The sequence below is a fragment of the Fibrobacter sp. genome, from assembly GCF_017551775.1.
GTDB lineage: Bacteria > Fibrobacterota > Fibrobacteria > Fibrobacterales > Fibrobacteraceae > Fibrobacter.
The window spans coordinates 1-15,465 of sequence record NZ_JAFZKX010000072.1; the positions used below are offsets into that span (position 1 = coordinate 1).

Here is a 15,465-nt window from a genome sequence, read left to right on the forward strand (position 1 = left end):
CAACGCCGTGAACAAGTAGGCATCCGTACCATTGCCGCTTTCCCCTTCATCGTCATCCCAGCCGCTAGTGGACTTGAGCATCTTGCCTGCTGTACTAGAACCGCCAACAGTAGCAACTAGCTCTTTAAATTCGACCTCTGTCGGCAAATGCCAGCCGCTCGGACAAGCGGTTTTCGCAGCAGCCCAAGTGTAAAGGCGACCGTACTTGGTGCAGTTGGACACGCTATCCTTGTAGCAGTAGGAGTTTGCAGTCTCGTAGTTCAAGTTCTCCGCCATCCAGACCTGATTGCCGATTTTCACCGTTCTATAGCTTTGACCATCGCGAGAATCGATCAAGATGCCGCAAAAAGCGTCCGTCGCAAACGACAACGCAAGCAAAGCAATAATGGCAAAAGAACGATTCATAGAAGATCCTTGTGAATTCTATGAATATACATTTTCCTTGCCAAAGGCAAAAAGCCCCGGCGGTGTGCCGGGGCAAATTTCTATTAACAGCCGCGCTCGTTTATTGCGCGCGAGCGGTTACGATTGTGAGCAACAAAGCCCTCGGGTGTTAACCGAGGGCGGTTGCGAGAGCGAGTGAGAAACCGGAGGTTTCAATGCCCTAAATGACGAACGAGCGGTTATTTATAAAGCGGGTGCTTCTTGCAGAGAGCCACGATGTCTTCACGGATCTTGGCAAGACCGGCTTCGTCGTCCTTGGCCTGGATGGCGCGGTCGATGATGCGAGCCACTTCGCGAGTGTCTTCTTCGTCAAAGCCACGAGTCGTGATGGCGGCAGTACCGAGACGGACACCGGACGGATCCATCGGCTTGCGCGGATCGAACGGGATCGTAGAACGGCTGCAGGAGATGCCGACCTTTTCCATGGCCACTTCAGCTTCCTTACCGGAAACGCCCTTGGAGGTCATGTCCACCACGATGAGGTGGTTGTCGGTGCCATCGCTGATGACCTTGTAGCCGAGCTTCTGCATTTCGGCGCACATGGCCTGAGCGTTCTTGATGACGTTCTTAGCGTAGGTCTGGAATTCCGGCTGCAGAGCTTCGAGGAAAGCAACGGCCTTACCGGCGTTCACGTGGTCGTGCGGACCACCCTGCATGCCCGGGAACACGCCCTTGTCGATTTCCTTGGCGAGGGAAACTTCCTTGAGTTCACCCTTGACCATCTTCTGGATGGTACGGTCCTTGCACATGATGATAGCGGAACGCGGGCCACGGAGAGTCTTGTGGGTGGTGGTCGTCACGATGTCGAAGTACGGCACCGGAGAGTCGATAGCCTTACCGGCAACGAGACCGGCAATGTGAGAAATGTCAGCCATGGTGAGGGCGCCAACTTCGTCGGCGATTTCCTTGAAGCGCTTCCAGTCGAGGTTGCGGCTGTAGGCGGAGAAGCCGGCGAGGATCATCTTCGGCTTTTCCTTGAGAGCGATTTCGCGGACCTTGTCCATGTCGATGCGGCCAGTTTCCTTATCGACTTCGTACTGCACGAAGTTGTAGAGCATACCGGAGAAGTTCACCGGATGGCCGTGAGAAAGGTGTCCACCGTGGTCGAGCTTGAGGCCGAGGACCTTGTCACCCGGCTTGAGGACGGCGAAGTACACGGCAGCGTTGGCCGGAGAACCGGACAGCGGCTGGATGTTCACGTGGTCGCAACCAAAGAGTTTCTTGCAACGTTCGATAGCGAGGGCTTCCATCTTGTCGATGACTTCGTTACCACCGTAGTAACGCTTGCCCACGTAACCTTCACTGTACTTGTTGGTCAGCACGGAGCCCATGGCTTCCATGACGGCCTTGGAGGTGTAGTTTTCAGAAGCGATGAGCTCGATGCCATATTCCTGGCGTTCGGCTTCTTCCTGAATGATGTTGTAGATTTCCGGATCTGTCTGTTGCAGTGTAGATTTGAGCATTTAGCTACTCCTTGGGTTTTGTACGGCCCAAATATAGTAAAAAAAGCTAAACGCGGTCGAAAAAGACAGGCTACAGCGCTCCACTATCGATTTTCACGAACCAGGCGTTGTCCGCATCGGCGATATCGGCGCTGTACTTGTAATCGGGCTTGTACCCGAGCGAATCCGCCACGGCCCCCTCGTCCCCCGCCATAAGTCTGTTGCCCTGCATATTGGCAAAGCCGAAGGTCGTATCGACCGGAACACCGTCCGCATCGGCCAGACTGTACAAGGAAACTGCCTCTGCAATGTTAAATACATTGCTTTCTATGAAGCATTTCGCCGAATCGGCACATTCGATACCGGCGGACTCCATGTCGGCGAAGAGGTTGTTATAGGCATGGAGTGAACCGCCATGGGCGCGAATACCATTTTCCGAGAGGTTCACAAAGTAGTTGTGATGCATGGTGAGCTTCTGGTCCGGTTCCTTGATGATATCCGCAGGAAGCCCGAAGAGCACACCCGTCTGTGCATTCTCGAAGCGCGACCACGAGACCGTCACGCCGTAGGAGCCGCGTTTCACGTCGAGTTCCACCAGCGGGTATTCCTCGAAGGTGCAGTGGTCCACCCAGATATGGTGCGAACCGTTATGGATAGAAAGCGCACGGCGCGAACTCGTGTCGAGCACCGTAATCGCAGGTGCGGTAAACGTGAGATTTTCAAAAATCAGGTTGCTCGAGACATCGGTCAAGATTCCCATGCCCGCAATGCGAATATCACGGCCACGGCCATCGATGGTCTTGTCTTTTTTGAGGCGGAGCGGAGACCGGAGATTGTACGTACCGCTCTTCTCGAACAGCACCCACGTGGGGCCATCCTTATAGGCGCACTCACGCAGCGAACCCGGAGCAATTACTGCCTTCGTCGCAGCGACACCGGCAGAGTCCACCTCCGTGGTATCCTCGACAATCAGGTAGTCTTCCGTCGTGGTCACGATGCAGATTTCGCCTTCCGCCTTGGAAATTTCACCCAGGCTATCGGTAACGCCCGCAGCTCCGAGAGTACCGACGGCATAGCCTTCAATTTGAGAAAGCAACGCCGCATGTTCGCTCCAGTCCTTGTCGGGATACTTGCTCGCATCCGGTTCAGGCTGCTTGAACACCTTGATTTCGGAATCCGGGTCGGAGCAGTCCACATACAACGTATCACCCGGAGCGAATTTCAATGTGACAGAATTGTTTTCCAGCGAATCGACGAAATTGACCTTGAAATTCCCTGCCGGGAGAGAATCAATGACGAAATGCCCCGTACTGTCGGGAACGACGAAGCGGTCGAGTCCGACAACGCGAACCACGGGCGAAGTCGAACCAGGCACGACGAAGCCCTCGATAGAAGAAAGTTCACCCAGCTTGACGGTATCGATTGCCGAGGCGTTCGTGTCAAGACTGATATTGAGCACCGCACCCGCCGCATTCGAGCCCTTCACGTTACGGATTTCCACCGCATACTTTCCCGGCTCGGCAGAAAATTCAACGAACCCGCTCTCATCCGATTCCGTCCACTCGGCAAGAGATGCGCCGTCACTCAAGAAATCTTCCGGAAGCATGCGCACGCGCGAATGGCCCGCAGGCGTTCCGTCCGCAAGCTGAACCTGCAAGGCAATCGTCGATTCCGCCTCGGTACCGCCGGCAACCTTCCCGTCGTTACTGCAGGCCGAAAGCAGGCCAGCAGCAAGCAAGGCCGCAGCACTTGCCGCTAGAGTTCCGGAGGCAATTCCGTGCAGGCGTCCGCATATTTTGAACAAACTAGACATCATCTGCACCCTCCGTCTCCGCGCCATCCGGAGTCGATTCCACCTGCGCCTCGCCACGGATACGACGCTTGCGTCCCCTGCGCTTGGGTGGCGGATACGGGTCCGAAAGCGGGAACAGTTGCATCCCCAGCTGGAAAACGCGGTTGGGTTTATTGCACTGCGACACCTTCGCAAGCACTTCCCTGCGGAAGCGGCGCACCATCTCGACGAGTTCGCCGTAGATTTCCTCGTTGCAGGCGAAGGCGAGCGTCGAAAGATTGCGTTCCGTATTGTCGAAACGATCCATGGCCGTCTGCGCCACGTTCAGGTTCTGCTGGATATACGAATTCACCGCCGTGCCGTAGGATTTCGACCCGCTGGAAATCAGTCCCAGCGTCTGCTCGTACAAACCCGTCTCGGGGTTCTTCTTTATCATCGAGAGGCGTTCGAGAAGCGCAATCGACGAGCGCACCTGCGATGCCGAAATCGGCGGGCGCACCATGAGCCCGAGGGCAGCGTCATCGCCCACATAGGGGTAGAAAGTCACCAGTTCGCGGATAACGGCATGGTACCAGTGGTCAAAATATTCGAACTGATCCTTCGCCAAATCCTCGACCTTGCATTCTTTAGTCGCGACGAGTTTTTCGAGGTACTTGCGGCTCTCGGAATGGGTCTTCGCCTGGTTGAAGGCAACCATGTTGGCGAAATACGTCCTCTCCCGCATATCGCGGCAGAAAATTTCGGCAAAGACGCTCACCATGCGTTCGGTAAGGTTGCGCTTCCCCTGCAAAATCTTGTTGAACATCGAACCATCGAATCCCGCGCGGTCAGCTATATAGCGATGACTGAAGCGCCAGTCCGTCGCATGGCGCTCCTCGTAGGCATCCCGCAAAAATTCCCGGTAATTCAGATATTCAAAAAGATTGATCATATCACAACATTCGCCTATTTCGGTTTTTTAAAGGAATATAGCAAATTAGTCCACAATAAGCACTATAAAAAAGTCCACATTGAAAATCGTGTAATCATGCGCACGCCCTCCATCCCAGAATCAATTGCGGAACGTCTTTACGGCAGGGAAATTGCGCCGCAGCTCAGATGCGGGAACCTCGCGGCCAAGCGCATTGAACGGCTTGCCTGCTGCTGGCCGTACATTAAAACTGCGGACAGGCGCGATGCGGATAATGGACGTATCCGGGTCATTCATCACCTTCGCAGGCTTGCATCCGGTACGGTACACGCCCTTGATGTCGAAGGCAATCATGTCGATATTCGGGCCGCCATCCGATGTCGTCGAAGCGAGTTTCACCTTGAAATCGAGCGCATCCAACCACACGTCCTCGACATAGACCGTATCCCATTTCGTCCAGCTGCCCGTAGGCGGGAACGCGACATCGTAGGTACCATTGTCTACCGTAATCTTCATGTCCCGATTGGAAGATCCGTCAAAGGCGTAGCGCACCATCATGCGCGCATTGGATGCCGACTGGTCGGAGGTCACGTTGTACGTAGCCGTACTGTAGGCGCTGTTTTCAAGATTGAAAAATCCCTGGCCAGTAAATCCCTCGTGGTTCGAGTCCGTCGTGCCGTCGCCCAGCTCGGGCCTCGACATGTCAATCGGGGAACGCCACACCGTATCGGCCACGCCGTCAAAGCAAAGTTTCTGGTCGATGGAACTGGAAGACTGCGGGCCGCCGGAACTCGAAGAATTCGGGCCGTCGCCGCTCTCCCCTTCTTCGCCGTGTTCAATCTTCTGGCAGGCGGAACCGCCCTTGAACATGGCCGTGTAGGTGATGTTGCGCGCCTTCGTCTTGAAGCCGTAATAAATCTGCTTGGTCGAAAGTTCGTTGCAGTCGTCGTCCACCCACTTTTCGAACGTCTGGCCGTTGGGCGTCACGCGGAGCGTCATCGGGGAACCCGCCGGAAAATACTGCGTCTGCGTAATGAGCCCGTTGTAATTCGAAAGGTTAGTCTGCACCTTGATGGTGTAGCGCGGCTTGATGGCGGAGACAAGCGTCGTAAGCGCGGCCTTCGCCTCGGCAGAGAGATTCGTGTTGCTCTTGAGGTTTTCTTCCAGCTCTTCGCAAATCATCTGAGCATGGCCCATCGAGCCCATCTCCTGGAAGTGCGTCGTCCCGTCGTTCACGCCGTCCGGGAAGTTCGGGTACTCGCCCTTCTCCAGTTTCTTGTACAGGTAGCGCGTCACGTAATCCGGGATGTTCTTGTACGTCGTGTTGTACGTGTTGTACGACTTCATGTTAAGATCGACGAACGGAATCTTGTTGTTCTTCGCGACCGTCTGCATCATGCCGCGGGCATCGTAGTTGTTGTTACCCGTCGAGAACACATTTCGCGAACCGTTCAGGTTCATCGGCGAAACCAGAATGACATTCACGCCCTTCTTTACGCCCGCATCCACGAACTTCTGGATGTAACCCGGAAACTCAGAAGGTTCAACATAACGAGCGGCCTTACTGTAATCGCGGTCGTTATGCCCGAACTGAACGAAAAGGTAATCGCCCTTCTGAGCAACCTTCATGATTTCGTCCAGGCGGCCTTCTTCGATAAACGTCCTCGAACTGCGCCCGCCGAGAGCAGCATTATTGACCTTCACGCGGGCACCGTCAAAGAAGTATCCAATCACCTGACCCCAACCCGTCTGCGGATAAACGTTATCCTTGTACGTCTGAACGGTCGAATCGCCCGCCACGTGAATCGTAAAACTGGTAGAATCGCTCACGGCGACACCCGCGAACATTGCTGCAAGGAGAAGGAATTTTATGGTCCGACGCATCCTTACCTCACCTTTACCCAATTTCCATTAAACTTCGAACTACCCTGGCGCACCACTACGCGGTAGAGCCCGGTCGCCTTCACCATCGAGGGGAGCGACACCTCGCCCATCCCTTCGAATGTCTCGCGGGCCACAAGACGCCCACCCATATTGAATACGCTCACGGTCGCGCGTTCCGAATTCGCAAGGCGCAATGTTTCACCGAGCAAGGCAAATCCCGCTCCGCCCACACGGGGCGCAATCGCTATGGTCGAATCCTCGGGGCAGCCTTCACTTACGCGACACACATCGTCGATGCTGAAACCGAAGGCATCGATATTCGGGGCACCTTCACTCGTAAGGGAAATAAAGCGCAAGTCCGCCTCACCCAAGGGAGCATCCATCACCACGTAGGCGGTATCCCAGGTATCCCAGCTACCCGTCGGAGGGGCGTTCACGTAGTAATCGTGATCGAGGTAGGCGTTGAACATGCGGTCAGCCGTACCGCCGTTCGAATAACGGACAGCAAGAGTCACGTAGCCCGCACCGGGGAACTTCATGCGGTACTTGCCGTAGGAATTCTTTTCGTTCGCAGCATTCCAGAAGCCTTCGCCAGTGAAACCCGTGTGGTTGTTCTCGGAAAAACCGATGCCCGAATCCGGCTTGTACGCGTCGAAGAACTTCTTGATGTTCTTGTCCACTTCCACGCTGTCTTCGGTACTGCCTTCCATCGGGGTGAAAGGAACAAACGTCACGTCGTCGAGGTTCTTCGGGGTCGTCGTCGGGAACGCGGTCAAAGCCTTCCCGTCGCCCTCGTACTTCTGCGCCGTACCACCCTCATAGACTGCGGTAAACTGCGTAGCGGCGCTCCCCATCTTGAACGTGTAAATAAACTGCGACTTCACGGTACTTACCGCCTGGCCACTCACCTTGTTGCCATTGCCATCGTACCAGCCAAGGAACTTCTTGCCGTTCTTCGGGATAGTCTTGAGCATCACGGTCATGCCCTGCGGGTAATAGGCGTTTATCGAAGTCGCTTCGGCGGCGCCCTCCGGCGAAACCTTCACGCTCACCTGGTACATGGGCGCCATGTAATCGCCGAGCTTCTTCACAATCGGGTCGGAATGCGCGCGCATCTGTTCGGTAATGATACGCCCATAGGCGTTGGCACCGTTCATCTGCAGGTGAACCTGGTCGGCCTGATCCGCCTTCAGGTTGCCGTATTCCGCACTCGTCGCATAGTTGTAAATAAACTGCTGCGCATAGTACTCGCCCACCGAAATCATGAAGTTCGCCGCCATCTCGCTCATATCAATGAACGGGATGTTCAGGGAATCCGCAATCGCCTTCGCGCGCGCCGGGAACCCGCGGTAACTGTTATGAATCTGCGTCGGGGAATCGTAGTAGCAGCGGCGAATCGGGCTTACGATAATCGAGTAAGCGCCTTTCGCCTGGGCTTCTTTAGCCATCGCGCTCATCGCCACCGTAAACTTGGCTTCATCACTCTTGCTCACGTCGTTAATGCCGAACTGGATAACGGCATAGTCGCCCGCCTGCAATTTGTCTACAATGCAGTTGCCGTTGCTACAGCCATGCTTCCAGAACATGTCGTAATAGCCGTCGGCAGCCATGCCGCCCTGGCCGCGGTTCACGACCGCCGCCTTGTTCACGTCGAACCAGTAATGAAAATCCTGGCCTTGGCCCTGCTTGGGGCAGTAGCCTTCGGCCCAGTCCTGCATAGTAGAGTCACCGCACATGTAAATGGTCACCTTCGCCAAGGCCATTGGGGCGGCGACCATCGATGCGATAACGGCAGACTGCCAGATCTTAGTGACTATATTCATAACATCCCATCCATTTCCAATTTTTTATTTCTTAAACAGGCCCTTCTGTTTAATTGTTCCGTCTAGTTTCACCGTCACGATGTACATTCCTTCCGGAAGCACACCGCGTTCAAGCGCCAGCACAGACTCACCCGCCGTCACATGACCCGAGACGGAGCCGCGCAGGGTACCGGAGACATCGTAGAACTGTATTTCGGCAAAGCCCGCAACCGGAGTGTGAAGCGTTCCCGTCATCGGGCTGTAATTCACGCCTCCTTCGAAATTCACGAGCGGAACGGATGCGGAAGCAGAGTCCTTCACGACGATTTCGCCCTTGGCAGATGCGCTTCCCGCCTTGTGGCCCACGGTCTTCACCGTAAACGCATACTTGCCCGCCTTGGACGGCTTGCCCGAAATTTTCAGAGCCTTTTCCTCCAGATCAACCCTCGCGGACAGTCCCGGCGGAAGGCCTTCCGCCTCGACGCTGTCGCAGAACAAGAAGTAGTAGCCGAACGATATAATCTTTTCGCCCAGGGTTACAGTCTGCTTTTCCTTGCCAGCACCCATCTTGGTAAGCACCGCATCAGGGTACTCCGCATATTCGTTGTCGCCTGCGGCATAGACATTGGGCTTCGTCAGCTTCTTGACCATGTCCGGCAGGTAGTAGCTCTGGTGCGCCGTCTGATTGTACGCCACATTCTGCCAAGCAATCGCCTGACGGTACTGGGCATCGTGCATCAGCGTATAGACGCGGTACGGAGTCGTCACCGGAGTAGAGAAGATGTAGATCTTGGAGGAATCGATTTCCGAATGGAAAATAAATTCTTCACGCCAGTCGCCAAAGATGTCCGCTATCAAATTCGGGTAGTTCTTTGAGCTCTGACTTCCAATCAAATGGAGTGTCGTTTCCCCGTCAAGATAGGTTTCGAAGGTCCTCTCCCCCTGATTGAACTTGGTAATAATCGGACCGTTCAGAAGTTCGTCCTGAATATCGCCATCGAAATAAATCCTGAAGTGCGTCGGAACCACACGCCCCAGATAGGGCCATTCTGGATCGAGGGTATCGGCCAGCTCAATCGGCGTTCCCTTGGCCGAATGCATTTCGCTCGGCACATAAGACCACATCTCGTAACCGCGGCTGGCAGAATCGATATCGGCGGCCATGGCACGGCCATTTTCCTTTTCCATGACAGGCTTGTCACCAAAAATGATCTTACCCTTGTCATCGCGGAATTCGGCAATGTATTCAGCTTTTTCATATTGCGAATGTATCGCCCAAACTTCGCGTCCCGGATGGTCCGGATCAAAATCACCGATATAGCCGGCAAAACCATAACCCAGGCCCAACGAGTAACGAAGCGTCCCGTCGTGATTCAGGGCCGCAGCTCCATACACGATTTCGTCAAGGCCGTCATCATCCAGGTCGCCGACAGTAATATTGAGGTTGCCCTGGCCATAGAGACCCTCGCCCGGTGTTTCGGACTTGTGGAACCAACGCTGTTTCAAGTTCTTGCCGTCAAAGTCGTAGGCCACCACGTAGGCCGCCGTATAGTTACCACGGGCAGTAATCAGGCTCGGGTGAACGCCATCGAGGTAAGCCGTCGCCGAGAAAAAACGGTCGCAGCGGTTACCATAGGTATCGCCCCAGTTGAGACCCAGCGAATCATAGGGGCCAAAATTTCTGATATCGCGCGACGGGAGGTAGTCAATCGTCGTGATTTCGGCGCCATCACTACCCCTGAACACCGTCAAGTATTCCGGCCCCGTAATAATAATCCCCGACTTATTGCGGTAATCCTTCGTAGAATCCCCAATGACCTTGCCCTTGCCGTCAATGGTTCCGTCGCCGGTCTTCATGACAATTTCGGCCTTGCCGTCACCGTCATAGTCATACACCTGGAAAGGCGTGTAGTGCGCACCACCGCGGATGTTCTTGCCGAGGCTTATGCGCCAAAGCTTTGTACCGTCGAGTTTATAGGCATCGAGGAAAACCGTTCCCGTATACGAGCCTTCCATCTGCTGCGAATTGTCCTTGAAGTTGTCCGGCATCCACTTCACGATGAATTCGTATTCGCCGTCGCCATCCAAGTCACCAACGCTCATGTCGTCGGGAGTATAACCGGTGACCGTCTTTTCTTCATCAGGCATCACCTGGCTTTTGGGGCGGTCCAGCTTAAGCACCTTATACGGGAAGGTGCGTCCGTTGTACACCACCGTCGAATCCATGACGAACGTGGCACCCTTTTTCGCGCCTTCCTTGCCGTCGACTACGGCAGCCACCGTGTACTTGGACGTAACCTTGCCGGCAGAATCCAGGTAGTTGGTACCCGCAGTGCTCCCGATGGTGGCAATTTTTTCTCCGTCGCGGTAGAGGTTGAATTCCGTCCCGGGGTCTTCCGTACCCAACAGGCGCCACGAGACGAGCATGCCGGACTTGCCTACGTTCGAGACAAGCAGGCCGCGGTCAATGGCCTCCAGCTGACGGGGATGAGCGAAGGATTGGAGCGGCAGCGCCAAAAGCAGCGCCGGAACAACCGCAAGGAAACCGAGACAGGAATGTTTTGTCATAATTTCTCCAGACTTATTCAATGCCTTAACTGAAAAAGATTATTCCAGAAACATCCTGAACACCAATCAACAAAGATAATCTATTTCGCAAACGTGGCAACTCGACTTACGGCCAAAGCGCCATTCAGTTTGACCTTCACGACATACATGCCCTTCGAAAGTACGCTGCGGTCAATCGCCATCGAAGTCGTCCCGGCCGAAACGTTCCGGGAAACGCCCAGGCGCATGTTGCCCGCCATGTCGTAGAAATACACCTCGACAAAGCCGGCCTTCGGGGAGAACAGCGCACCGGTCGCCGGATCGAAGCGCACCCCGCTCACGCCGGGAGCGGCAACCGCAATGGCTTCTGGCAACTTCTGCGTACCGTCGTAGAGTTCCACGCCGTCGATACCGAAGGTGAACATGTCGAAATTCGGGCCGCCTTCGCTCGTGAGCGACTTGAACGTAAAGGTATTCACGCCGGCTTCGAGCTTCACGTCGATTTTCGCCTCGGAATAAGTCGTCCAGGAGGTTTCCGTCGAGGGGAAACTGACCGTCCCGACCGATTTCCCGTTCACGTTCAGCGACATGTTGCGCGCATCCTTGCCGCCGTTGGTAAAGCGGATCGTGAGCGTCGTCTTGGCCGTGGTCTTGGAGAAGATTTCCCAGGTACCGTAGCTTGTAATCGAATTCGTAAAGTTGTAGTAGCCGTTCTTGAGGAAGCCCTCGTTGGATTTTTCAGTAAGGCCATCGCCTTCCTTCGGGGTCGAGGCATCCAGTTCAGACTTGCCGTTGTTCACCACGGGAGTCGTATCGATTACGGCCGGTCCCTCGCCCACCACGAACACATTCGGCTGCTTCAGGGACTTCACCATGTCGGGCAGGTAGTAGCCCACATGCGGCGGCTGGTTGTAAGCCGTATTCTGCCAGGCGATAGAAACGCGGTAGGTAGCGTCGTGCATCAGCGTATAGACGCGATATTCGCTCGTGACCGGAGTCGAGATAATGTATATCGTCGTCGGGTCATTCTCGGAGCGCACCACCAGTTCTTCGCGCCAGTCACCGAACAAGTCGGCCACGAGGCTCGGGGTATTCTTGGTGCCGTTGCAACCCGCAGCGCCCAGGGCCTTCGAGCCGTCAAAATAGACTTCGGACTTCTTCGAGCTGGAATTGAACTTGGTCAGGTAGGCACCGTCCAAAAGTTCGTCCTGCACGTCGCCATCAAAGTAGATGCGGAAGTTCGTAGACACGGACGGAGAACCGATCTTCTTGCCCGTCGCGGTCTTCATGCCGCCGCCCTTCGCCGACCAGACTTCGTAGCCGCGGTACTCGGAATCGATATCCGCCGCCATGCCGCGACCATTGTCCACGCCTTCGGCACTCGGTTGCGGAGTACCCCAGATGACCTTGCCATCGGCACCGCGCATTTCTTCGGTGTACTGCGCATTCGTGTGTTCATGCACGTCCCAGAATTCCATGCCCGGATGGTCGGGATCCAAATCGCCCAGGTGACCGGCGTCGCCATGACCGAGCTGAGTGCTGTAACGGAGCGTTCCATCGCTGTTGAGCGTAGCACCACCAAACACGATTTCATCGTAGCCGTCACCATCAACGTCGCCCACAGCGATATTGTGGTTACCCTGTTCATAAAGTCCCTTGCCCGGATCTTCGGACTTGTGGAGCCAACGGAGCTTCAGGTCCTTGCCGTCAAAGTCGTACGCCGCCACATAAGAGGAGGAATAGTAACCGCGAATGAAGATGGCACTCGGATGGACGCCGTCGAGGTAGGCGGTCGCCGCGATATAGCGTTCGCAACGGTTGCCGTAGTCGTCACCCCAGTAGCCCTTGCCGTTTTTGCCCTTCACATGCTGGTTGATATCCCTGCTCGGCTGGTATTCCACGGTGGTAATTTCCGCACCGTCCGTGCCGCGGAACACCGTCAGGTATTCCTTGCCCTTCAAAACAAGCCCGTTGGCGTCGCGATAATCCTTGGACTTGTCGCCCAGCACCTTGCCCGTGCCATCCACCGTACCGTCGGAGGTCTTCACGATCATTTCGGCCTTGCCGTCACCGTCGTAGTCAAACACCTGGAACTGCGTGTAGTGCGCACCCGCACGGATGTTCTTGCCCAGGTCGATGCGCCAGAGACGCGTGCCATCGAGCTTGTAGGCATCGATGAAAACCGTGCCCGTGTAACCCGTCTGGGAGTTATCGTGGGCGTTGCTCGGTTCCCACTTCAAAATCAGTTCGTATTCGCCGTCACCGTCGAGGTCGGCAGCACTCATGTCGTTCGGGGTGTAAGTGCAGTTTTCGCCATCGGGCATCCTCTGGCTCGCGGGAACTTCCAGCTTGAGCGTCTTGTACGGGAAGCTCTTCCCGCTGTTGGAAACCGTCTTGTCGAGCACCACGGAAACGCCCTGTGCCGCCTGTTCCTTGCCACCCACCACGGCAGCCACAGTGTACTTGGATGTCGTCTTTCCGCTCTTGTCGAGATAGTTCGTGCCGGCAGTCTTGCCAATAGTGGCAATTTTTTCGCCATCGCGATACAGGTTGAACTCGGTATCCGGAGACTCCGTACCGAGCAGGCGCCAGCTCACGAGCACGCCCGAACCGACGTTGCTAACCAGAACGCCGCGAGTAAGCCTTTCCATCTGGCGATCCGCCGCAAAGGCAGGGGCAGCCAGCCCAAGGGCAAGCGCAATCCCGAGCGCCGACCTCATAATTCCCGTTTTTTTCGTGCTGAACGAGCTCATAATCAATCCCATATTAATGTCAATCCGGCCATCTATTAATCTAATTCCAAACATAAAAAACCGGACCATGTTTAATATAATTTATTTTACAATAAAAAGTCAACAAATTTAACCAATATTTACAAATTTCAACATTTTCGACAATTGTAACAAAAATAAAATGTCCACACTTTTGCGATTTTGGCGCTAAAATGTGGAGTTAATCACAAGAAAATGTCCGAAACCCCTTTCCTTTTTCTAAATTTCGCACCAATTATGCCCAACTGGTGGAAAAACTTTTCCTGGGAATGGCTCTTCGACTCCCTAGCCGATCGGTCCCCAGCTTTTGTAAGGGTCATTGTCGTAACCGGCAAGTCGTTCCTGTATTACCACGGAATGACACGCGCAGCAAGCCTCACCTACACCACGCTCGTGGCCGTCGTCCCCCTGCTCATCCTGCTCACCTCGATTACGCTCGCTGTCGGGTTCGGCAACTTCATGAGCGACTACCTGCCCATCGTCCTCGACGTGCTCAACCTGGACTGGCCCACGGAACCGATAATCGACATCGTCAAGAACGCCGAACACGTCCCCATCGGAAAGCTCGGGTTCATCGGCGCCCTCGGCCTCTTCGTGACGTTCATTCTCGCGTTCGGGAGCTTGGAGACCAACTTCAACGTCGTGTGGGAAGTCAAGACATCGAGAACGCTCATCCGTCAAATCCAGGTCTACACCCCGTTCCTGGTCATTTTCGCAGGCTTCATCGGGATGTTCGCCGGTTTCGTGAACCACGTCCAGGACGTGCTCACCATGATTGTGGTGGACGGATTCCACTTCTCGCCCGAACTGCTCAAGATTATCATCACCGCCTTCTGGTACGTCACGTTCCACTGCGCGTCCATGCTGCTCATCTTCCTGATGCTCCACGCCCTGCCGGCAAGAAGCCTCAGGCAGCGCGAAACGGGAGTCTCCCCTCCCTACAGCAAGCGCAAGCTGTTCGGTGTTTCGCTCATGGCAACCATCTTCTCTTGGATCGCCATCAATATATACGTGAAGATACTCATGCTCATCCAGACGGCGATGGTCACCCGCATGTCCATCTTCTACGGTTCGCTGGCCTTTATTCCGCTGTTCCTGTTCCTCATTTTCGGCGTGTGGTCCATCATCCTGTGCGCAAACAGCCTGGTATGGACCATCTGCTACTGGCCCGAATCTTCGCAAAAGAAGTGGAACTGGACGGCAACACTGGAGGACGTGCACAATGCAGAACGCACAGAAAAGAACAACTAGCGCCCTGGCGAAGTTCGCCATCGCCATGACAATCACGCTCTTCGCCGCGACCTCGAGTTTCGCCGAGCTCGCGAACATGGGCGAATCCACCGCCCCTGCCGCCGAGAAATCGGACGACGGCATCAGGGCCCTCATCGGTATCGGCGGCGGAAACTCGATGATCACCGACGACGGGACCATCTTCATGAACCTCCGCATCGGTATCGATTTCAATCCGCTCTTTTCATCAGGTCTCTGGGTATCTTCCATCATGAGCGACGTGGAGAACCACAAGGTTGACCACCAGCAGCTGGTGAACTACAAGGCCTTCGGTGGCTTTGTGGAACTGTTCCCGCTGCGCTTCGAAAAGTTCTCCATTTCCGTGCCCATCCAGGCCGGCGGCGGCTCCGTGAGTGCGCTCGAACCCGGCGACGAGGCCTACGAAACCGAAGACTACTTCTTTATCGCCGACATGGCGGTTCACTTCAACTACCGCATCACCAGGATGCTCGAGATTTCCATCGGTGGCGGTTACCGCATGTTCACGGGCATCGAGACGAACAACCTCGAGAACCTGGATTTCTGCACTCCGTTCGGGGAACTCCGGTTTACCGTCAGGGAATAGCGTTATTGGATGTCCTTG

The 15,465-nt window shown here is 55.1% G+C and carries 10 protein-coding genes; 2 read left to right on the forward strand and 8 right to left on the reverse strand.

Annotated elements, in window-relative coordinates; genetic code table 11:
• The 8 genes from IK012_RS08400 to IK012_RS08435 form a co-directional block, all read right to left on the reverse strand.
• A partial coding sequence (locus IK012_RS08400) for a fibrobacter succinogenes major paralogous domain-containing protein (RefSeq protein ID WP_290953087.1) occupies positions 1 to 405 on the reverse strand: 405 nt, incomplete at its 3' end.
• A 218-nt stretch (positions 406 to 623) separates the two neighbouring features.
• Positions 624 to 1,907 carry a serine hydroxymethyltransferase gene (gene glyA, locus IK012_RS08405; protein ID WP_290953090.1) on the reverse strand — a complete coding sequence of 428 codons (1,284 nt, stop codon included), beginning with the start codon at positions 1,905 to 1,907 and terminating at the stop codon, positions 624 to 626.
• A gap of 70 nt (positions 1,908 to 1,977) precedes the next feature.
• Positions 1,978 to 3,702 carry a right-handed parallel beta-helix repeat-containing protein gene (locus IK012_RS08410; protein WP_290953093.1) on the reverse strand — a complete coding sequence of 575 codons (1,725 nt, stop codon included), beginning with the start codon at positions 3,700 to 3,702 and terminating at the stop codon, positions 1,978 to 1,980.
• The gene (locus IK012_RS08415; protein WP_290953096.1) at positions 3,692 to 4,609 is read right to left on the reverse strand and encodes a TIGR02147 family protein; all 918 of its coding nucleotides are present in this window, start codon (positions 4,607 to 4,609) and stop codon (positions 3,692 to 3,694) included. The genes IK012_RS08410 and IK012_RS08415 overlap by 11 nt, the downstream gene beginning before the upstream one ends.
• Before the next feature lie 120 nt (positions 4,610 to 4,729).
• Complete coding sequence (locus IK012_RS08420) at positions 4,730 to 6,472, reverse strand: GDSL-type esterase/lipase family protein (RefSeq protein WP_290953099.1); 1,743 nt, start codon at positions 6,470 to 6,472, stop codon at positions 4,730 to 4,732.
• Between the two features lie 2 nt (positions 6,473 to 6,474).
• Complete coding sequence (locus IK012_RS08425) at positions 6,475 to 8,295, reverse strand: carbohydrate-binding protein (RefSeq protein WP_290953102.1); 1,821 nt, start codon at positions 8,293 to 8,295, stop codon at positions 6,475 to 6,477.
• Positions 8,296 to 8,319: 24 nt separating this feature from the next.
• Positions 8,320 to 10,842, reverse strand: coding sequence for a rhamnogalacturonan lyase (locus IK012_RS08430; protein ID WP_290953105.1), 2,523 nt, complete (start codon positions 10,840 to 10,842; stop codon positions 8,320 to 8,322).
• A gap of 80 nt (positions 10,843 to 10,922) precedes the next feature.
• Entirely contained in the window at positions 10,923 to 13,586 is a 2,664-nt protein-coding gene (locus IK012_RS08435; protein ID WP_290953106.1) for a hypothetical protein, read from the reverse strand.
• 363 nt (positions 13,587 to 13,949) lie between these two features.
• On the opposite strand from IK012_RS08435, the gene IK012_RS08440 reads away from it, so the two are divergent.
• Positions 13,950 to 14,843 carry a YihY/virulence factor BrkB family protein gene (locus tag IK012_RS08440; RefSeq protein ID WP_290953109.1) on the forward strand — a complete coding sequence of 298 codons (894 nt, stop codon included), beginning with the start codon at positions 13,950 to 13,952 and terminating at the stop codon, positions 14,841 to 14,843.
• Positions 14,815 to 15,447: a hypothetical protein gene (locus tag IK012_RS08445; RefSeq protein ID WP_290953112.1), complete on the forward strand. Its 633-nt coding sequence runs from the start codon at positions 14,815 to 14,817 to the stop codon at positions 15,445 to 15,447. The genes IK012_RS08440 and IK012_RS08445 overlap by 29 nt, the downstream gene beginning before the upstream one ends.
• Positions 15,448 to 15,465: the final 18 nt, after the last annotated feature.

Bases quoted from the DNA above. Each gene is read 5' to 3' on its own strand.
- glyA (WP_290953090.1), bottom strand. From the start codon at position 1,907: ATGCTCAAATCTACACTGCAACAGACAGATCCGGAAATCTACAACATC.
- IK012_RS08410 (WP_290953093.1), bottom strand. From the start codon at position 3,702: ATGATGTCTAGTTTGTTCAAAATATGCGGACGCCTGCACGGAATTGCC.
- IK012_RS08415 (WP_290953096.1), bottom strand. From the start codon at position 4,609: ATGATCAATCTTTTTGAATATCTGAATTACCGGGAATTTTTGCGGGAT.
- IK012_RS08420 (WP_290953099.1), bottom strand. From the start codon at position 6,472: ATGCGTCGGACCATAAAATTCCTTCTCCTTGCAGCAATGTTCGCGGGT.
- IK012_RS08425 (WP_290953102.1), bottom strand. From the start codon at position 8,295: ATGAATATAGTCACTAAGATCTGGCAGTCTGCCGTTATCGCATCGATG.
- IK012_RS08430 (WP_290953105.1), bottom strand. From the start codon at position 10,842: ATGACAAAACATTCCTGTCTCGGTTTCCTTGCGGTTGTTCCGGCGCTG.
- IK012_RS08435 (WP_290953106.1), bottom strand. From the start codon at position 13,586: ATGGGATTGATTATGAGCTCGTTCAGCACGAAAAAAACGGGAATTATG.
- IK012_RS08440 (WP_290953109.1), top strand. From the start codon at position 13,950: ATGACACGCGCAGCAAGCCTCACCTACACCACGCTCGTGGCCGTCGTC.
- IK012_RS08445 (WP_290953112.1), top strand. From the start codon at position 14,815: ATGCAGAACGCACAGAAAAGAACAACTAGCGCCCTGGCGAAGTTCGCC.